Genomic DNA, 20,175 nt, shown 5'->3' on the forward strand with positions numbered 1-20,175 from the left:
GACTCCGGACGTGCTTATATTGAATTATATAAATTCCATATGTTTGTTATTAAAATGTATTATTTAGTCAAAATATCCTCATTCAACACATATCCGCACTTCATCATTTCACATCATGCCACGCAAAACCCGCCTAAGCTTCGCCCGCCATTCCTGACATCCGGTTTCTCCGCCTCATCCCCGTCTGTCATGAAAAATATGCTGCCTGGAAAACTCGAAAACGATCAGACTGCCCGACGATTCACACCACGCGGGCAGACACGATCGCAATCACAATGCTCCGACACTTTTCCAGATCATATAAGCCGCAACAACAAAGATCACGCCGGAGAAAACCGTCGTCAGAGCCCCGCGCGACCCCGCCATCCGACAGGCCGCCCGCATCCCGCCATAACTGCCGAGAATACCACCTGCAATGAAAAAGCCCGCAAGACTCCAGTCGATATAACCGGACAGCATATAGCTGAACGCCGTGCTAAACCCGAAAGCCGCAACAGCAACAAGCGAGGTCCCGACCGCATTCAGGATCGGCATGCCGGTCGCGGCAATCAGCGCCGGCACAATCAGAAACCCGCCGCCAATACCGAAAAAACCCGAAAGCACGCCCGTTCCGGCCCCCGCTCCCGCAACCTTCAGCACATTATCCCGGTTGCACGTCGCGTCCTCACATCCCGGGCTGCTGCGACAGCGCAGCATCAGAAAACCCACGACAATCATCAGAATCGCGAAAAGGAACAGAAGCCTTTGTCCGTCAACGGCTTTTCCGAAACGCGCTCCGATCAGCGCACCGGCAACCCCACAGGATGCAAAAACAGCAGCGCATCGCCATCTGACATGACCCGAACGGGCATGCTGGGCCAGACCGGCGAGCGCATTGACCGCAACACTCAGAGCACTTGTGCCAATAGCGACATGCGGATCAGGAACCCCAACCACATAAACCATCAGCGGCACGGCCATAACGGACCCGCCGCCCCCGATCAGGCCGAGCGTAAAACCGACCAGAACACCTGAAAGAAGCTCGAAAACGATGTGCACAGGATCAGGACTCATCGGGAGCAACAGACCCCGGCCGCCACACAAAACCCCGCCTTACTCTCCCGGCGCATAACGCGCCCCTCAGGACGCAAGCTTTTCCGGCTTCACCATAAATTCGTGGCCCTTCAGCATTTCCCAGTAAAGCCGGGGCATAACGTCCTTCTTGAGAAACCAGGCCAGCCGCGTCGGCTTCGTGCCGTCGAGAATCCATTTCGGCAGTGTCGGCATCAGTTTGCCGCCATAACCAAACTCCGCCAGCACAATTTTGCCGCGCTCAACAGTCAGCGGACAGCCGCCGTAACCGTCATAGGCATAAACAGGATTTTTCCCGGCCAGCGTCGCCAGAACATTCAGCGCCACAACAGGCGCCTGCTTGCGTGCCGCCGCGGCCGTCTTCGCATTGCCCGTTCCGGCAATGTCACCCAGCGCATAAATGTTTTTATACGTGTTGTGCTGAAGCGTCGCCGGATTCACAGCCACGAACCCGCTGTCATCCGCAATCCCGCTGTCGCGCACAAAGGCCGGCGCAACCTGCGGCGGAACGACATGCAGCATGTCATATTCCCGCTCAACCTTCACTGCCCCGCCCTCGCGCTCAAACGTCGCAACCCTGCGGGCACCATCAACCGCGACCAGCCGCGAACCGAGATGAAGATCAACGCCATAATCACGAATGTAATTCATCAGCGCAGGCACAAAGGCCGGAACACCGAATAGCGCGGGCGTACAGGTATCAAACCCGACGCTGATCGAGTCCAGCACGCCGCGACGCCGCCATTCGTCACAGGACAGATACAGCGCCTTCTGTGGCGCCCCGGCGCATTTGATCGGCATGGGCGGCTGGGTGAACAGCGCCGTCCCGCGCGAAAGCCCCTGCACGAGCTGCCACGTATAGGGCGCCAGATCGTAGCGGTAATTGGACGTCACGCCGTTACGGCCAAGCGCCTCTTCCAGACCGGGAATACCACCCCAGTTCAGAACAATCCCGGCCGCAACAATCAGCACGGAATAGGAAAGCGCCCCTCCGTCGGCCACAACAACACGATTTTCATCCGGAAGAATACGCTCAACCCTGGTCCTGATCCATTCAGCTCCCCCGGGGATCAGCCTGGCCTCGGCGCGACAGGTCTGCTTCGCGGTGAAAACACCCCCTCCGACAAGCGTCCAGCCCGGCTGGTAAAAATGATCGGAAGAAGGCTCGACAATCGCAACCGACAGACCCGGACGACGACGCAGGAGACCGGCGGCAGCAGAAAGCCCCCCGGCCCCGCCACCGATGACCACCACGTCAAAACGACGACCGGGCGCGGAGCCAGGTGCCGCATCCGGAGCTTTATCGGCCGCCGCCACACTCTCCGGCGGAGCAACCGAAACCGGAGAAAAATCGATCCCGATCCTGCGACCGACAGCAAGAATCTCGCTCTCCGGCATCACCCCGACCTGCGCGAAAGCCCACAGCATCGCAGCGCGATTCCCGGAACGGCAATACCCCAGCACCGGCCCGTCAACACCGCCGAGAACCACCTTCATCCGCTCGATATCGGTCACGGAAGGCAGCATCCCCGACTGAAACGGAATCGCCTCGAACGTCATCCCCGCCGCAATCGCGGCCTTTTCCATCTCAGCCGCCGAAGGCTGGCCGGCCTGCTCCCCCTCCGGACGGGTGCAGACAATGGCGCGAAAGCCGTTCCGGGCCGCCTCGGCAATATCATCAGTCGTGAGCTGAGCAGCGACAGAGTAGCGATCAGTGAGCGTACGAAGATTCATAATGCAGACCCGTTTGTATGAAATCGTCCCCGTCGGACCGGGACAGTGCGACAGAAGTCAGAGTTTATTGACAGGCACCTTGATATAACTGACGCCGTTATCTTCCGGCTCCGGCATATGGCCTCCGCGCATGTTCACCTGAACGGACGGCATAATCAGCGTCGGAAGCGAAAGCGTTTTATCCCGCGCACTCCGCATCGCGACGAAATCGTCCTCATCAACCCCGTCATGCACATGCACATTCTGCGCCCGCTCGGCGCCAACCGTCGTCTCCCAGGCAAAAGCATCCCGCCCGGGCGCCTTATAATCATGACACAGAAACAGCCTGGTCTCGTCAGGCAGCAACAGTAAACGCCGGATCGAACGAAACAGCGCGCGTGCATCCCCCCCCGGAAAATCCGCCCGCGCGGTCCCGTAATCCGGCATGAACAGCGTGTCCCCGATAAAAGCGGCATCCCCGATCACGAACGCCATGTCTGCGGGCGTGTGCCCCGGCACATGGAGCGCAATGGCCGGAATATTGCCCACACCGAACGTATCGCCGTCATGAAAGAGATGGTCGAACTGCGAGCCATCCCGCGCAAACTCCGTGCCGGCATTGAAGATTTTCCCGAATACCTCCTGCACGCGGATAATATCCGCGCCGATGGCCAGCTTCCCGCCGATCCGGTCCTGAAGCCAGGGCGCCGCGGAAAGATGATCCGCATGCGCGTGCGTTTCGAGCTGCCACTCCACTTCCAGACCGCTCTCACGCACATAATCCACAACCATCTGCGCCGATCCATGCTTCGCCCGGCCGGACGAGGCTTCGTAATTCAGCACACTGTCGATAACCGCCGCTTTTTTCGTCGCCGGATCATGAACAACATGCGTGGCGGTAAATGTCTCCTCATCGAAGAAACTCCGGACCACCGGACGCAGCCCCGGATCGGCCACAGCCGCCCTGACCTGACTCGCAGCGGCAGCCAGCACGGGATCGGTCGCGGAACAGTGCGGATCGGACGGATCAGACATAACGGACGCCTTTAATTTCATAATTTACGTAATCATGTATCTTGTGTGTTGCTAAATTATTAAGTGTCGCAAAGTCAAGTAAACCCACGTCAGTGCCCCGCTGCACAATACGCAACGCTCGGCGGATCAGCCGGTTCTGCGCCCCACACCACCGGTAAAACCGTCCCCCCTTATCAACTCGTTTCGGAAAATCACTGACTCTGAAAGCCATGTTTCTCAGTCCTGGTAGCCACCCGCCCGAAATTTGACCCAGATCAAAGAGATGGCATCAGCCGGATGATACGCCAAAAACAGCGGCTATCCCTGTGTGCGAAACACTCAGGGATAGCCGCAGCGCCTGTGTGCCATCGCCCTGCCCCGGGGAGTGATGACAGGGCGTGTTCTGACCCGGGTCATGGGAGGACAGTATTATGGTCAGTCAGGGAAATGGCGGACGTCCGCAGGTCGTGCGCGTGCCGGCAGGCATGGTGCGCGTGGCCGATCCGTTCACCGCGCTGGAGCGCCAGATGGTGCGCCTGTTCGATGACTTCAAAGACCCGTCGGCCCCGGCCGGCGCCCAGAAAGCTGCCGGACGCATCGGCGCCACGGATGTCACCGAAGATGCAAAAGGCTACACCATCAGCATCGAAGTGCCAGGCTGCGCGGAAAGCGACGTCAAACTGTCAGCAACAAACGGTATGCTGACGGTCAGCGGCGAAAAGAAACGCCCGGAAGTCGCCGAAGGCACAAAGCAGCATCTCGCCGGACGCTGGTTCGCCTCTTTCGAGGATTCTTTCGCAATCCCCGAAGACGCCGACGCCGACAAGATCTCCGCCAGCATGAAAAACGGCGTTCTGACAGTCACGCTGCCACGCAGGCCGGAAATCAAGCCCGCCGAACGCACGATTTCAATTAAGGCCGGTTAACATCTGACCGCTCTTCCGGCCGGGCTGCCTCGCCCGACCGGAGAGCCCAAACCGGCCCTGGCCTCATGCATGATCGAGCGGAGAAGGCCCGGCATCGATCTTCGCGACAAAAAGCCAGACCGGATAAATCACCGACTGTGTGCCACCCTGAAACCCATGCGTCCGGTTCTGCTGTGTGGCCGGAATCCAGAGACGGTGATCGTGATCGATCCACATGGCATCCGACCAGATCAGCCTCGGATCGGCGACAAAAACCGATACATGCCGGTCCGGCGTAATGCGCAGGATGCGGCGATGGTTCACGTCCGACAGATAAAGCACGCCATTCGCATCAATCGCGGTGCCCCCCGTGGTGCCGGTCTCAAGCCAAGGCACCAGCCCGGTGGCAAGCGCGGCAGAACCGACACTCTCATGATCGAGCAGAGCCGTCTCAATCCGGGCCAGCGGACCGGCGCACGACTGAACATAAAGATACCGGCCATCCGGCGTGACCTCAAGCTGATCAGCCTGCACCCGCAACAGCTTCCCCGCGTCGTTGCGCAGCAGACGCCCGTCCGCCCGCATCGGTTTACGATCGGTCAGAAGCGGATGCCTGTCGAGCACGCGGCGCACCCGGCCCGTGGCGATATTCACCACCAGCAGCCCCGCGGCCCCGGCATCGGTCGCATAAAGATTCGGACCGTTAAACCGGATGTCGTCAATATAACTGTCGGCGCGAAGACCACCCGCCAGATCGTACGTGCGGAGCAGCGTCCCCTTCGCCGGATCGAACACGAACAGCCGCGCGGCCCCGGCCACGACAGGCCGGTCAATCCCCGGCGCCCCGGCATCGATCACCCAGAGATTGCCGTCCGGCCCGATCCGAATGGCATTGACCTGAAAAAACCCATCGGCCGGCGTCCAGGACGGACTATGCAGCGCGTTCCACTGAGCATCCGGAAAAGGCCGGAGAACGCTGCCAGGTAAAAGACGCGCCACCTGAATACCGGGCCGGTCGCAGGACGGAAAACAGACAAAAACCTGACCGTCAGACGTCGTCGTCACACCGTTCCAGATACGGTCCGCCTGCGCGACAGGCACCAGCTTCGGGTCCGGCACATCCGGAGAACCGGGCGGCAACGGCCGGGCCGCCTCGATGTTCAGAGGCAGCGCGCGCGTCGCGGCCCGCGCCGGAAATGTACCAATCGTGGCGAGACCCGCCACAGTCGTGAGAATCTGACGTCGGTACATTCACGGCTCCCTGATTGCGCGCATAACGCTACAGGATCAGGTTATGCCGCAAAAATCGCGGAGCGCCAGATGCAGCCTGCTATGCGACAATCAGCGCCCCGCATCCGGTCCGGGCGCGGTTCGGCTCCGGCCATCCCCGGCCAGAGCAACAGCCCCCGTCAGACGCGTCTCTCAGGCAACCCGGATCAGCTTTTTGTTGAGGAACTCCTCAATCCCGAGCGATGACAACTCACGCCCGTAGCCTGAGTTTTTCACCCCGCCAAACGGCAGCGCTGGCGACCCGGCCATGTTGGCGTTGACCGACACCATCCCCGTCTCGATCTCCTCGGCAATCCTGTATCCACGATCAGCATCTTTCGTGAACACCGTCCCGCCAAGCCCGTAAGGCGAGTCATTGGCGAGATCGATCGCCTCCCGCTCGCTGCCAACGCGATAAACAGTCGCAACCGGACCGAAAATCTCCTGATAGTAAACCGGATTATCTTTCGTCACCCCCGTCAGGATGGCCGCCGTCATAAAGAAGCCGTCCCGCCTGATCCGCTCCCCGCCGGTCACAAGAGTCGCGCCCCCCTTCACAGCCTCGCCGATCTGCGAAAGCGTCAGATCAAGCTGCTTTTCGCTGCTCATCGGACCATGCGTGCTCTCCGGGGCCATCGGATCGCCAGGCCGGAACGCCTCAACCTTCTCCTTCAGACGCGCGATAAACGTATCGGCAACCGATTCATGCACAATCATGCGCTTCGCCGCCGTGCAGACCTGACCATTGTTGGACATCCGGCCTCGAACCGCACAGCCTAGGGCCCGATCCAGATCCGCATCCTCAAGAACGATAAAGGCGTCACTGCCGCCCAGTTCCATCGTGTCCTTCTTCAGTGCCGCGCCCGCCTGCGCCGCCACGGCCCTGCCGGCCCGCTCACTACCCGTCAGCGCAACGCCGCGCACCCGGCTGTCGGCAATCAGTTCCGCCGACTGATCGTTGCTCAGGAAAACATTGGTATAAATACCCTGCGGACCACCGGCTTCCGGAAACAGCGCCGCGAACGCCTCGGCGCACTGAGGCACATTCGGCGCATGTTTCGCGATCACGACATTCCCCGCCACAAGGTTAGGCGCCGCAACACGGGCAAGCTGGTAATAAGGATAGTTCCAGGGCTCGATGCAGTAAATTATCCCGAGCGGCTGACTGAGCAACACTGCCTTCCCGGAATCAACCGCAAGCTTCTGCGGCGCAAGAAATTTTTCCGCCTCCCGCGCATAGTATTCCAGGATCTGCGCGGTGAACTCGACCTCACCACGGGCCTCGGTGAAAAGCTTCCCCATCTCCGTCGTAATCAGCCCGGCATGCCTGTCCAGGTCACGCCGCAGGATCGCGGCAGCCCGGCTGACAACCGCACAACGCTCAGCAATGCTGCGACGCCTCCAGTCCGACCGGTAAGTCTCCTGCGCGACATCAAGGAAACGGGCCTTTTCAGCGTCCGTATGCGTGGAAAATGTCTTTTCGACCTTTCCGGTGGTCGGGTTGAGAGTCTGATAAGCCGTCATCGTTTCTCTTTCCTGTTACACCGTTGCCCGTTACGCCGGCCACCTGGCCCGGGTTGCGGAGACTGAGACGAAGCCGGTTCAGAAGTAACACAGGTCTGTATTATATTCGATACAGATCAGACCGTTTTTGCCGCACCGCCTGCCACGGGCCTCTCAATATCGGATACCGGGAATGACCCGACGACATCCTCCGGCCCACCTGACCCGTCCGCAGAGCGGGCGGGCGGGTCACGGCACGAAGTCCCGCCGCTGCGCCGCCACCAGCATCTCCGGAATCAGATCCGTCTCCGGCAGATTCTTCCATAATCTGCGCGGCATTTCCGAGCGCATGGCCTTCAGCTTGATCCGCGCCGGATTAAAAACCGACCGGTAATACGTGTGCCAGAGCTGCTCCGTCTCATCCTCAACCGTCTCACGCACACACACCTCCCGCGTCACGACACACGCCGCGTCATCCTGAGCGATCGACCCCTTCGGCGTCAGGATCAGCCAGTTCATGTCCGTAAAACGCCCGCTGAAAAACGGCGCGACAAGCTCCAGAATGTGATGCTCCGGCTCATACCACGCCAGAAAATGACGCATGTTGCTTCCCGGACTCCGCTTCTCCCTGAACCGGACATAGGATTTCATATCGTGCACGTCCCGCCTGATCTGCCGCGCCAGATAACCCGCCGCGGCAATATCCGGATCGGTCGCCACACGAAGCAGATCCGGCTGACGCAGACTCCGCCACAACACCCTGTAAGCCAGCGCGAAACGATCCTCCGATGTATGACAGAGAATACGCCGCAAAAGCCCGAGACAATCCCGCCGGACCGTCCCCCCCGCGCCCGCCGCCACGTCAGCAACAGCCTCGCCCTCAGCAAAAAGATCATCCTGCGCGGACCGGACGCGCCACTCCACCCGCTCCGGCGGAACGCCATGCTTCAGAAGCCGCCTCGCATGATCACGCCACATCTCAAACGATGCCTCCGGTGGCAAGGCGATACGATACGGAAGACTCACAACAGCGACAACTGAGCCGGCGGCGGCGCAAACAGCGCTTTCAGATCCACCCGATCCGTCAGCCGCACCGGACGCCAGTCCGGCGTCGTGATAAACGGACGCACCTTCCGAAGACTGATCCGCAACCGCTCCAGATCCTCCAGCCGCAGCGTGCGATGCTTCCGCGCCGACAGCAGAGCCCCGACACTGCGCGGCCCGATCCCCGGAATCCGCAACAGCATCTCCCGCTCCGCCCGGTTGACGTCCACCGGAAACATCGCCCGATGATCCAGCGCCCAGACCAGCTTCGGGTCCATCCCCAGATCCAGCATCCCGTCCGGACGTCCGGCCGTCAGCTCCTGAAAATCAAAGCCATAGAAACGAAAAAGCCAGTCCGCCTGATAAAGACGATGCTCACGCAGCAGCGGCGGCCGGATCAGCGGCAGCTTCGCGGATGCATCCGGAATCGGACTGAACGCGGAATAATACACCCGCCGCAGCCGGTACCCGGTGTAAAGCGTGGAACTGCTCGAAAGAATGTCATGATCCGTCGCGGCATCCGCCCCCACGATCATCTGCGTGCTCTGTCCCCCCGGCGCGAAACGCGGCGCTTTCCGGCCGGATGGCGCTTTCTCTGTCGCCGCCTCCATCCGCTGCCGGATATGCCCCATCGCCCCCCGTATCCCGGCCGCGCTCTTCTCCGGTGCGTACTGCGACAGCCCCTGCTCCGTCGGCATCTCGACATTGATCGAGAGCCGGTCAGCATAAAGCCCCGCCTCCGCCAGCAGCTCCGGCGAAGCGTCCGGAATGGTCTTCAGATGAATATACCCCCGAAACCCATGCTCAAGACGCAGCACGCGTGCCACCCGAACCAGCTCCTCCATCGTATAATCGGAAGACCGGATAATCCCGGACGACAGAAACAGCCCCTCGATATAGTTGCGTCGGTAAAATTCCAGCGTCAGCCAGACAATATCCTCAACCGAAAACCGCGCCCGCTCCGTGCCCGACGAAATCCGGTTGATGCAGTACGCACAGTCATAAATACAGAAATTCGTCATCAGGATCTTCAGCAGCGACACACACCGCCCGTCCGGCGTAAACGCATGACAGATCCCGCTGCGCTCCGTCGATCCCAGCCCCTTCCCATCCTTCCCGCCACGCTTCTCCGTCCCGCCCGACGCGCAGGACGCATCGTACTTCGCCGCGTCAGACAGAATGGCCAGCCGTTCGGAGAAAGTGCGCTTCATAGTTGTTCATGTTATGTTCTCACCAGAGAACCGTCAATAACTCTGTTTCCCACCCCCTGAGACTCCGGCTTTTTCATTACGCTCCCGTGTGATAGCGATGCACCCGAACCGGCAGAGGATGGCAGCATGTCACGTGTTTCACGCATCGGACCCGCACTCACGGCTTTTGCTCTCACGCTTGCCGTCACCCGGGCGCACGCAGCTCCCGAACCGAAACTCCTCGTGCAAAACGCCACGATCTTCTCCATGGCCCCCGACCAGCCCGCCCCGTTCCACGGCTGGTTCACCGTCAGCACCGACGGCACGCTGGAGCGCCTCCGCCCCGGCGACCCGCCACCCGGCTTAAAAGCGCGAACCATCTTCGATGCCCATAATCACTGGATCATGCCCGGCTTCATCTCCGCCCACAGCCACCTCTGGCAGGCCGCCTGGCGGGGCCTCGCCGCCGATCAAACCCTCACCGGCTGGCTGACCGCCCTCTATGGCGAAACCGCCAGCCGGGCACAGCCGGAGGATTTCTACTGGTTCACCCTCTCCGGCGCCCTCGACCACCTCCTGCACGGCGTCACCACAGCCTATAATTTTAATCGCGGTGCCCCTCCCCTGGACGCCGACGGCACGGAAGCCATCGACCGCGCCTCCTTCCGGGGCGAAGCCGATTCCGGCATCCGCTTCGTCCACGGTATCGACGCCACGGACGGCGAACCCGGCACACCCGCCGACGCTCTCCGTCACGTCGGCGGATTTCTGAAATGGAGCCGGACGCAGTCCGGCAGGGACAGGATGCTGTCCGTCATGCTGAACGGCGTCGCCGCCTTCCGTCCCACCATCGAAGACGCGCGAACCGAAGCCCTCGTGATGAAAACATATCACCTCGGCAATCAGTCACATTATCTGGAACCACCCGATAAAATCGAGGAAGAACAGAAGAAGTTTCCCTGGTTCATCCAGACCGGACTGCTCGGACCGGACCTGATCTTCGGGCATTTCATCCACACCACCCCGGACATCATCGCCCGAACCGCACAGGCCCATGCCGCCATGGCCTGGAACCCGCTCTCAAACGGCCGCCTCGCCTCCGGCGTTCCGGATATTCCCGCTTATCTCAGGGCAGGAATCAGAGTGGGCATGGGCGTGGACGGAGAAGCCAGCGCCGATCTCGTCGATCCCTTCGAAAACATGCGCGCCGGCCTCTACGCCATCCGCGACAAATACCAGAACGCCGCCATCATGAGCCCCGCCGATGTCGTGCATCTGCACACCGCCGGCAGCGCCGGCGTGCTCGGAGAAACCACCCGCCTCGGCACCCTGGAGCCCGGAAAATACGCCGATTTCCTCGTTATCGACCCCACATATTTCGGTCATGTCTTCGACCCGTACGCCACACTCGTCTTCGTAGCGTCAGAACAGGATCTGGAGCGTGTCTATATCGGCGGCGAACAGATGACCGATCACGGCCATCTGCTGCGCCAGGATCTGCAACACGTCCAGGCCGAGACGGACCGCCGTGTGGCCGCTGCCCTGCAAAAGCCGGTCCCGGCAAAATAAACCGGACCCGCACAAACCAGATGCGACCACCCCGGCCGCCGGTACGTTAATGCGCACGATCCCGGTGAAGAAAACGCAGCAGCGCTTCCGGCTCATCGGTCTGGATCATGGAAACCCCCGACCGGATCAGCCACCCCCACACCGCATCCGGATCTCTCAGCCCCTCAATATCACCCCGGCCGGTTCCGATAAATCCATCCCACAACGTGTTGTTCCACAACCTCACATGCTGGAACCGCGCCTCGGCCGCAAGCGCCGGAAGCACCGCCGCTGGCATGCGCGGCACCTCATAGCCGACCACTTTCCGTGTGCCGCTCCCCTGCTGGCGAACAATCCGGACAAGATCGGACCCGCTCTCATCGCCAGATGACAGAATCGGCATGAACGGCACGCGATTATAAGGTGGCAGCCCCGCCAGAGACGGACTGTTCACGCCCGCCCCGGTTTTGACGATCACCCGATCAGCGGCGCCCGCCTCCACCACAGCCGCAATCACCTCGGCATAGATCGCGTCCTTGACATCAAGATTCAGAACGATCTTCGTCCCGGCCCGCGCCAGCATCTCAGCCAGCGTCGGAATCGTCCGGTTCGTCAGCGCCGCCCCCGGCCCGCCCTCATTTTCGCGAAGATGCAGTTTTCCGATTGCGGCCAGCGTCAGATCCGAAACGCGCCCATGCCCGTCCGTCACCCGGTCAACCGTGGCATCATGAATCATGACCAGCGCGCCATCCCGGGTCCGCCGCACATCCGTTTCCATGACATCCACGCCCAGAGCAACGCAATGATCGAGCGCATCAAAGGAATTTTCCGAAGCCTCCGAAAGTCCCCGCCAGGGCGCCGCGTTATGGCACCCCCTATGCGCCACCACAACCGGCCCGCCCTCCGGATCGGCAATCCGCCGCGTCAGGTCCGTCGCAAACGCACTCCCGACCGGGCTCAACATGCAAAACGCAAGAGCGATCCGCGCGCCGACCCGCAGTTTCCTGTTCCTCACTCGAATGTTCCGGAAATCGTAAAGATGGCCGAGAAACCGGAGCCGACATTGTAAGTCGGCTGAGAACCGGTCACCGTCGTTCCGTAAATCCCCTTGATCTTACTGGCCGCCGTCACGGTATATCCCGTCATCGAGGACAGGTAATGCACGTCGCCCAGATTGGCCAGACTCAGCATAGCTTTCGGATGGAAGCGACCGAATTTCGGCAGATAGCGTCCGAAAGAAAGATCGGCGGTAAAGTAAGCCGGTATCCCCTGATCGTTCATCAGCGTCGAATACTGGGAATCTGAATAGCGGAAATTGAAGTTACCGAAATTCGTGCCGTCATCATATGTCAGACCAATGGAGGCCAGAAATTTCGGTGAGCCCACTTCCTGCTTGCCCTTTGTCCGCAGATAGTCGCCACCATAAGCAATGTTGTTATCAACCGATGTGTGCATATACTGCCCGGACGCATAAGCACTGATGTGATACCACGGGCGCGTCGAAACCTCCGCCTGAATCCCGCGCGCCGTCTCGCCGCCGGCATCGATCGGCTGCGAAACCGTCACAGTGGAATCGGGAAGATAAGAAACGCTGCTGATCTGATGATGCGTCAGATTATAGTTGAATCCAGCCACACTCAACATCACCGGCCCGTAATGCCTGAACCCGATTTCCTCCCCGATCATGAATTCCGGCGTATAGTTCCCAAGCGGCTCCGACAGCTCGGCGCCCGTCGTGTAATTATAGGTCCCGACCTGAGACTGAAAAGACGAAGGCGCGCGATATCCCGTGGTGCCGTTGATATAAATCTGATTCTGCGGATTGATCTTATAGCTGATCAGCACCTGAGGCGTCGGAATGAACATGTTCTTCACCGATTTATACGGTGTTGCCCCCGGCAGATCCTCAGTGAACTGACGGTTGATCATGTTGGCCCGCAGAGACGCGCCGATCGTCAGACGATCATGCAGAAGACTCAGATCATCCTCGATCGACAGCGCATTGAGCTGCTGCATGCCGTTGATGTTGTACTGTGTGATGTTTCTTCCATCAGCCTTGAGATAGCCATTTGATTTGGCATACCTCCCCTCGGAATCCACGGCATAGTAATCCTGAAATTCCGAATGCACCGCATAGGAATACCAGTATCCGAATTTCAGCGTGTTAAGCCCGCGCTTCCAGGTCCCGATCAGATTCAGCCCGCTGGATGTCTGCACCCAGGGATGGATGCTGATCGCGGTGACACTTCCCGTCGTGCCCGGTGCATACCCCTCAAGCGTGCCATATTGCTGCGTTCCGGAATACCCGCCCGAAATCGGAACCGTGCCGCCATAATTGTTGGGACCATAAGTCTCGACCGCGTAGGGCTGCGCATCGAGTGACAGCCCGTTTCCAAGATCGAAATGGTTTTTGATTGTGCCAACAACGGCATTTGTCGCTTTCGTATTCAGCTTGTAATACGATGTCTCACCCGGCTTATACACGCCACTCGTGTTATAGCTGTCGCCATATTCATGCCACTGCGCCAGCGTCGGATACAGCCACTCGGTCTGGTTCGCATAGTTATAACTGAAGATCACTTCCGAACTGCTGTTTCTGGCCCACTGCTTTTCCAGCGCGGCATCAAGATGCCAGCGATACATGTCGCCCGGCCCGCGCCAGAGATTTCCGCTCGAATAAGATCCCGACACAAACCCCTTAACGCCGCTATGACCGATCTCACCCGTATCGACGCGGACAAATTCTTTATTTGTACTATGCGTGCCACCTGAAGCCTCAACATAGGCGCCGAATTTATTCGATGCATGCCTCAGATTCAGCGTCATCTGCGCACCATCCGCGTTATAAACCGGAGCCGTCAGATCGGATGACCCCTGACTGACTGAAACGGAAGCCAGATTCTCGTTATCAACCATCGCGGACGTATAGGCGCCGTATGTGAACGGATCAGCCAGAGGCATCCCTTCATAAACCATGCCGATCTGCGTCTGATCGAGACCGCGAATATGCAGTGTCTCGGATGTCGTGCTGAGCGGCCCTTCGCTGTTACCCTGAACACCCGGAAGACTTGAGACCAGCACACCGGGATTTACGAGCGGAGACTGTTTAGAAATATAATCCTGCGTAACCTCGCTGACGCTTTTCGCGATTGTCTGCCGGGCCATCATACCACCGCCCAGAACGCGACGAGCCACCTTCACACTCGCCTCCTCTCCCGCCCCGGCATCCATTCCTGTCCTCGCAGGCCGCGCAGCCGTCTTACCGGCAGGTCTTGCCGCGGAAACATTCGCCTGTTGCGAACGAGATGGAGAATGATGGCTGTCACGGTGAACCACTGCGGCTCCGGCCGGAGACAGAAAAACCGGAGCAACCGTTGCTGCAAGCGATGTGCTCACGGACAGAAAAGAAAACCTGCGCACATTTTTGAAATTCATTGAAATATCAGCTCACGTTTCCGACGCATTCCACCGGCAGGGGTCCGGCAACGGAAACGTGAAGTATTTGCAATCTTAACGGATTTCAAAAGACAGTTTTGTTGCAGTTATATGTAGCTATTATGAAAAAGGAATCCTGCGCTCCACACATGATTGCTATTGCGCCGGTTCTGATTTTTTCTGCGCCGGCATTCTATTTTATCAGGTAGCAGTATGACCCGTATCCCCGCCCTGTTTCTGGCCGCCCTCCTTCCCGTGGCAGGCTACGCCGCCACCCCGGCGGAAACCCGGAACGCAGATCAGGCCGTCAGACTCAATGAAATTCAGATCATCGGGACACATAACAGCTACCGCGCCGATATTTCACCGGCCACACTGCAATGGCTGACAAAACAGAGCCTCAAAATCGCGGAAGCGCTCGATTACCGGCACACATCGCTGGACCGGCAACTCGACGGCGGCGTCCGCCAGCTCGAAATCGACATCTACGCCGACAGCCACGGCGGAGAATACAGTCATCCCAAAGGCCCCGCATGGGAGAAGCAGGACGGCATCACGCCGGACCCGGACCCGATGCCCCCGGAGGCCATGCAGGGAACCGATTTCAAGGTCATGCATATCGTCGATCTCGACCAGAGATCGAGCTGCGAACCCTTCCGGAAATGCCTGGAACTCATCAGCGCATGGTCAAAAGCTCATCCGGGACACCTGCCCGTCTTTATCGACCTCGAAACCAAACAGGACGTTCCGTTCGCCTCCGCAAAACGACCTTTCACACAACCGGAAACCTTCACCCCGGAAACCTATGACCGGCTCGATGCGGAAATCCGCGAAACAATCGGTTCAGGAAACATCCTGACCCCCGACGACGTGCGCGGCAGCTTCCCGACCCTGAATGAAGCCATAAAGAACAAAGGCTGGCCAGCCCTGGCGGACGCACGCGGAAAGATCGTGTTCCTGTTCGACAGACCGCATGACACCGCGCGATACGTCCTGAATCACCCGGCCCTGCGCGGGCGGGTCATCTTCACCAACGCCACGCCAGGCGACCCGGACGCCGCTTTCACGGAAGTCAATGAAGGGTTCATCGGCCAGAACGGCAACGGCAGCGCGGCCGTCAACAATGCCGTAGCAGAGCACGTCATTCCCGAACTGGTCAAAGCCGGCTACCTGGTGCGAACCCGCTCGGATGCCAACACCGTCGAAGCCCGCGAGGGCGATACCTCACGACGGGACGTGGCGTTCCGGAGCGGAGCCCAGATCATCAGCACCGATTATCCCTCCTTCGAACCGGCGCCATGGCACGGATTCAGCGTCGCTTTCCCCGACGGCCTGATCGCCCGCTGCGATCCCGTCAATGCGCCCGCAAACTGCGACAGCCGGAAACTCGCCGATTAACAGATATGGCTCTGCCGTGTCAGTATTGCGGGCTCTGCCCGAACCCGGCAGGAGCCACAGGCCCCTGCACCCGAACCCGTTGACAAACAAACAGGTTTCCAGAGGCCCCGGGTCTCTGGCGGGTTTCAGGACAACGCCCTGAGAAAAACAGCAAGGCTTAATGCAAACAGAGTCACAGACGTTCTCCCCGGTCCGGCAACCACCCGAACCCGCCGTGTTCAGGAAGCTGGCGGCCGGTTGAGCCGCCAGGCGGATTCCAGAGCCTCGACAGGCTGAGCCGTCTCCTCGCTCCATAGCCCGTCCTGCCCGCCCGGATGCACGGCAGCCCGCCACATGCCCGTCCCGGGCCGCCGCTCGATCATCACCGCCCAGTCGGACGGAATGCGGGACAGAACCCGCGTGAGACGCTGTTCAGCGGTCGCCGGTTTAGCGTAATTATGCCCCATCACTGTGCTCCTTCCGTGTGATCGCCACCCGAAAACCACACTTACCGTCTTGCGCCGGTCCCGTCAGCTTTCCACACCCCAGTCCTGACAAAGAGTGCTCCGCACACGGAGATTACGCCTGCACGATCACGTCAGGTTCTCACTCAGAGCTTTCTCACGATAAAACTGCCGCTGCTGCACCTCTCCGGCCAGCATCCGCCGCGCCGCCCCGACAGCTCCGGCCCAGTCTCCCGGCGCCTCCTGCCGGATAATGCGCATCGTCGGATACCACGGCGTATCGGACCGCCCCTCCAGCCACCGCCAGCACCCGTCGAAACGCGACAGCATCCAGACCGGCCACCCCATTCCGGCGGCAAGATGCGCAATCGAGGTATCGACCGTAATCAGAAGATCCGTCCCGGTCAGCCGCGCCGCCGTGTCCGCGAAATCCGTTATCCCCTGTGTGACATCCGTCAGCGGAAAACCGGTTTCGACACGCTGCTGAGCCGCCTCATCAAGCTGGAAGCTGACAAAACGAATCCCGGACACGGAAAACAGCGGCTCAAGATCAGCAAGTTTCAGAGAACGGCGCTCATCGAGCGCATAGGAGCGAACCTTATTCTTCCGGGGCGCCCCCGACCAGACAAGGCCGACAATCAGATCCCGTGGGTTCCCGTCGCCATTTTCAGCAAGACGCCGAACCGGGTCGCCCTGTTTCGCGGCCATCTCCGGCGCAACGGAGAGATAAGGCGCGGCAGGAACCGTTTCCGGCGTGATGCCAAACATCATCGGCAGACTCGCCAGAGGACAGTGGCAGTCAAAAACCGCATCCGAAGACAGCGTGGAGAACACATCCGATACCCCCTGGACACGGCGGAACAGGCGCACCAGCGGCTCAGGCACATGCAGAGACACCCGCGCACCCAACCGTGCGACAAGCGTCGCAAAGCGCACAAACTGGAGCGAGTCACCAAGCCCCTGCTCGGCGTGAAGCAGAATATGCCGCCCGCGCAGATCACCGCCTTCCCATGGCGGGCAGCGAATATCCGTCCGGGGCGTCTGACAGGACCGCCAGCGCCACTCATACTCACGCCAGCCCTCTTCCCAGCGCCCGACCTTCAGCAGAGCCGTCGCGCGGGTAAAGAGCGTGGCAGGATAATCCGGTCTGACTTCCAGAGCCCGGTCCGCGGCCGTAATCGCGGCTCCGGACCGGTTGAGCAGCAACAACAGATGGCTGCGGTTGTGCAAGGCCTCGGGATTGTCCGGCGCGACAGCAATGGCGTTATCAACCGCCGCAAGCGACTCTTCCAGCCGGCCCGTCAGCTCCAGCGCCACCCCCTGATCGAGATGATAATAGGCCTCGTCCGCTTTTCCGGCGATGGCCGTATTGATCAGTTCCAGCGCTTCTTCCGGCTTCCCCTTGTCGAGCAGATGCCTGCCGAGACGATGGCTGACACAGGGCACTCCCGGCGCAAGCAGAAGACTCTGCCTGTAGAACCGGATGGCAAGATCGATTTCCCCAACCCCCTCGAATGTTACCCCCGCCGCGAAAAACGCGGCGCCGGAAACCGGCATGGAACGGCCCGCGCTTGCCAGTTCCTCAGCCGCTTCATCCGCATGACCCAGCCTTTTCAGACAATGCGCGTAGAGCAGGCGAAAAATGAAATTTCCCGACTGCTTCACGCAGCGTTTGAGCGGGGCCAGAGCACGCCCCGCCCTCCCAAGCCTGAGTTCCGTGCGCCCGAGCAGAGCCAGCGCCGCCACATCCGAACGGTTGCCCGCCAGAAAATGAAGAGCTTCCCGACGTACCGCCGCGAAATCTTTTCGCTGTTCGAAAACCCGGCATCGACTCAGCAACGAATCAATGACGGTTTCAGATGTATCTGCAATGGCGGGCGCAGTCGTCATGGCGGGGCTCCTCGCCCACCTGTCTGCCACTCAGATATTAAAACCCTCTTTCGGAACCGGTCCGATATTTTTCAAACCGTTACACCGCCGCCGGACCCCGCGCACCCATCCCGCACGGAACATCGCCGCGCCAGCCCCACCGACACAGCCCTGTCTTACATTTTATTACAGGACGACTGACCCGGACCAGCCCATCAGGGCTGCCGGCTGAGATTCGCATTGGCAGGATCGGTCGAAACCGAAATCCCGCTGACACCCTTCGGCGTCCGCAAACCGTCATACTGCAACGGCTTAAACGGCCGGATCTGCTTATACTCGGGCAGATTCTTCGCCGACCATCCGCCACCAAGCGCCCGGATCAGAGTGACCTTCGACTGAAGCTCCCTGGTCTTGACCTGCATCAGCGCCACACGGGCCACCAGAGCCGCCTGCTGCGCGACAACAACATCCAGATAGTTGGTCAGCCCGCCCGTATAAAGCTCCATCGTCATCGTCTGCGTCCGGAGCGCGGCCTGGACAGCACTGTTCTGCTGCACCGTCTCGATCTTCAGACGACCGACATTCGTCAGCCCGTCCTCAACCTCCTGAAAAGCCGACAGAATCGTGGAGCGATACTCATCCTCGGACTGGCGATACTGCGACCAGCTCCGCTGAAGCTCGGCCCGGCGAATCCCGCCCTGGAAAAGAGGCAGCACAGCCTGAGCGCCAAAATTGTACATGGAATTCGAAAGCGACGCGAGATCGAAGCCGTTATCCATAAATCCGGTCATCGCATTGAACGTCACATGCGGATAAAACGCCGCCCGCGATACACCGATAGCGCGGTTCGCCTGCGCCATCGCCCGCTCGGACGCGGCAATATCAGGCCGGCGCTCCAGCAGCGTCGACGGCAGACCGGCGGACGGCCGCACATCCGGAAAATTCAGATCGTCCACCTCAAGCGGCGCGATATGAAACGCAGCCGGCGCCGCGTTCACCAGCACCGCAATGGCATGCTCCATGACATCGCGCCGCGCCCGGATGTCAGTCTCCGCCGCCTGCGTGGCATAAAGCTGAGCCTCGGCGCGCGACACATCGATCCCGGCGGAAATCGCCCCCTGCAAACGCATCTGCGTGATCTGCACCGCCAGCCGGTAATAGCGGATCGAGTCCCTGTAAACCGCATCCTGCGCATCAAGGCCGCGCAACGCCATGTAATCCCAGGCCAGCTCCGCTTCCAGACTGAGACGCGCCACCGCATAATCCGCCGCCTGCTGCTGCGCGGACTGTTTCGCCATCAGCGTGCGGTTGCGGATCGCGTTCCAGAAATCCGGCTCCCAGGTCGCGGCGCCCGAATACTGCTCGGACGACATATACGTCGGACCGGTCGAACCCGCGCCGCGCCACAGCCGGTGCGCCGACCCTTTCCACTTCTCGCCACCCGCCGAACCCGTCACCTGCGGATAAAGATGGGCCGCCACCTGCGCCGCCACATCGCGCGACTGCATGAACGATTCAGCCGACGCCTGCAGATCCGGATTGGCCTTCAGAGCCCGGTCCTCAAGCGCATCGAGCTGCGGATCGCCAAAAGCCTTCCACCAGTCGCCGCGGGGCGCGCCATCGTCGGGCTGCCCGTAACGGATCACCCCCTGTCCCTCCCAGTTCGCCGGATAAACCAGCTTCACAGGCTTGTAGGACGGCGCCATGTCACACCCGGCAAGGCCGGTCGCCATCAGCAGGGCAGCGGCAAAACAACCCAGGCGGCGGCGTTTT

The 20,175-nt window shown here is 60.3% G+C and carries 15 protein-coding genes; 3 read left to right on the plus strand and 12 right to left on the minus strand.

Annotated features, from left to right (window positions below; translation table 11 throughout):
- Positions 1 to 270 precede the first annotated feature (270 nt).
- From GOB90_RS12315 to GOB90_RS12325, 3 genes are all read right to left on the minus strand, one after another.
- Positions 271 to 1,053: a sulfite exporter TauE/SafE family protein gene (locus GOB90_RS12315; protein ID WP_146890013.1), complete on the minus strand. Its 783-nt coding sequence runs from the start codon at positions 1,051 to 1,053 to the stop codon at positions 271 to 273.
- Between the two features lie 66 nt (positions 1,054 to 1,119).
- The gene (locus GOB90_RS12320; RefSeq protein WP_146890016.1) at positions 1,120 to 2,805 is read right to left on the minus strand and encodes a bifunctional protein tyrosine phosphatase family protein/NAD(P)/FAD-dependent oxidoreductase; all 1,686 of its coding nucleotides are present in this window, start codon (positions 2,803 to 2,805) and stop codon (positions 1,120 to 1,122) included.
- Positions 2,806 to 2,862: 57 nt separating this feature from the next.
- Positions 2,863 to 3,819 (minus strand): MBL fold metallo-hydrolase, encoded by a 957-nt coding sequence (locus GOB90_RS12325; protein WP_146890020.1) that lies wholly within the window; start codon positions 3,817 to 3,819, stop codon positions 2,863 to 2,865.
- Positions 3,820 to 4,229: 410 nt separating this feature from the next.
- Here GOB90_RS12325 and GOB90_RS12330 point away from each other — a divergent pair, with 410 nt between their 5' ends.
- The gene (locus GOB90_RS12330; protein WP_146890024.1) at positions 4,230 to 4,724 is read left to right on the plus strand and encodes an Hsp20/alpha crystallin family protein; all 495 of its coding nucleotides are present in this window, start codon (positions 4,230 to 4,232) and stop codon (positions 4,722 to 4,724) included.
- Positions 4,725 to 4,787: 63 nt separating this feature from the next.
- On the opposite strand, the gene GOB90_RS12335 is transcribed toward GOB90_RS12330, so the two are convergent.
- From GOB90_RS12335 to GOB90_RS12350, 4 genes are all read right to left on the minus strand, one after another.
- On the minus strand, positions 4,788 to 5,954 hold the full coding sequence (locus GOB90_RS12335; RefSeq protein WP_146890027.1) for an L-dopachrome tautomerase-related protein: 1,167 nt from the start codon (positions 5,952 to 5,954) through the stop codon (positions 4,788 to 4,790).
- Positions 5,955 to 6,125: 171 nt separating this feature from the next.
- Entirely contained in the window at positions 6,126 to 7,496 is a 1,371-nt protein-coding gene (locus GOB90_RS12340) for an NAD-dependent succinate-semialdehyde dehydrogenase (RefSeq protein WP_146890030.1), read from the minus strand.
- Positions 7,497 to 7,724: 228 nt separating this feature from the next.
- Entirely contained in the window at positions 7,725 to 8,501 is a 777-nt protein-coding gene (locus GOB90_RS12345; RefSeq protein WP_261765984.1) for a TIGR03915 family putative DNA repair protein, read from the minus strand.
- Positions 8,498 to 9,730, minus strand: a complete 1,233-nt coding sequence (locus tag GOB90_RS12350; RefSeq protein WP_146890036.1) for a putative DNA modification/repair radical SAM protein — start codon at positions 9,728 to 9,730, stop codon at positions 8,498 to 8,500. Before GOB90_RS12350 ends, GOB90_RS12345 begins: the two co-directional genes overlap by 4 nt.
- A gap of 126 nt (positions 9,731 to 9,856) precedes the next feature.
- On the opposite strand from GOB90_RS12350, the gene GOB90_RS12355 reads away from it, so the two are divergent.
- Positions 9,857 to 11,278 carry an amidohydrolase family protein gene (locus tag GOB90_RS12355; protein ID WP_146890039.1) on the plus strand — a complete coding sequence of 474 codons (1,422 nt, stop codon included), beginning with the start codon at positions 9,857 to 9,859 and terminating at the stop codon, positions 11,276 to 11,278.
- Positions 11,279 to 11,324: 46 nt separating this feature from the next.
- On the opposite strand, the gene GOB90_RS12360 is transcribed toward GOB90_RS12355, so the two are convergent.
- Together GOB90_RS12360 and GOB90_RS12365 are read right to left on the minus strand one after the other, a co-directional pair.
- The gene (locus GOB90_RS12360) at positions 11,325 to 12,272 is read right to left on the minus strand and encodes a glycerophosphodiester phosphodiesterase family protein (protein WP_198912626.1); all 948 of its coding nucleotides are present in this window, start codon (positions 12,270 to 12,272) and stop codon (positions 11,325 to 11,327) included.
- On the minus strand, positions 12,269 to 14,653 hold the full coding sequence (locus GOB90_RS12365; protein WP_261765985.1) for a TonB-dependent receptor: 2,385 nt from the start codon (positions 14,651 to 14,653) through the stop codon (positions 12,269 to 12,271). The genes GOB90_RS12360 and GOB90_RS12365 overlap by 4 nt, the downstream gene beginning before the upstream one ends.
- Positions 14,654 to 14,905: 252 nt before the next feature.
- On the opposite strand from GOB90_RS12365, the gene GOB90_RS12370 reads away from it, so the two are divergent.
- Positions 14,906 to 16,090 (plus strand): phosphatidylinositol-specific phospholipase C1-like protein, encoded by a 1,185-nt coding sequence (locus GOB90_RS12370; protein WP_146890042.1) that lies wholly within the window; start codon positions 14,906 to 14,908, stop codon positions 16,088 to 16,090.
- Between the two features lie 218 nt (positions 16,091 to 16,308).
- Here the strand turns inward: GOB90_RS12370 and GOB90_RS12375 are convergent, their stop codons facing one another.
- The 3 genes from GOB90_RS12375 to GOB90_RS12385 form a co-directional block, all read right to left on the minus strand.
- Entirely contained in the window at positions 16,309 to 16,536 is a 228-nt protein-coding gene (locus tag GOB90_RS12375) for a hypothetical protein (protein WP_146890045.1), read from the minus strand.
- 126 nt (positions 16,537 to 16,662) lie between these two features.
- Positions 16,663 to 18,423, minus strand: a complete 1,761-nt coding sequence (locus GOB90_RS12380) for a tetratricopeptide repeat protein (RefSeq protein ID WP_146890048.1) — start codon at positions 18,421 to 18,423, stop codon at positions 16,663 to 16,665.
- Between the two features lie 194 nt (positions 18,424 to 18,617).
- Complete coding sequence (locus GOB90_RS12385) at positions 18,618 to 20,135, minus strand: efflux transporter outer membrane subunit (RefSeq protein ID WP_242011994.1); 1,518 nt, start codon at positions 20,133 to 20,135, stop codon at positions 18,618 to 18,620.
- Positions 20,136 to 20,175 lie beyond the last annotated feature (40 nt).

This window comes from Acetobacter oeni (assembly GCF_011516825.1).
In the GTDB taxonomy this organism is placed as follows: Bacteria; Pseudomonadota; Alphaproteobacteria; order Acetobacterales; family Acetobacteraceae; genus Acetobacter; species Acetobacter oeni.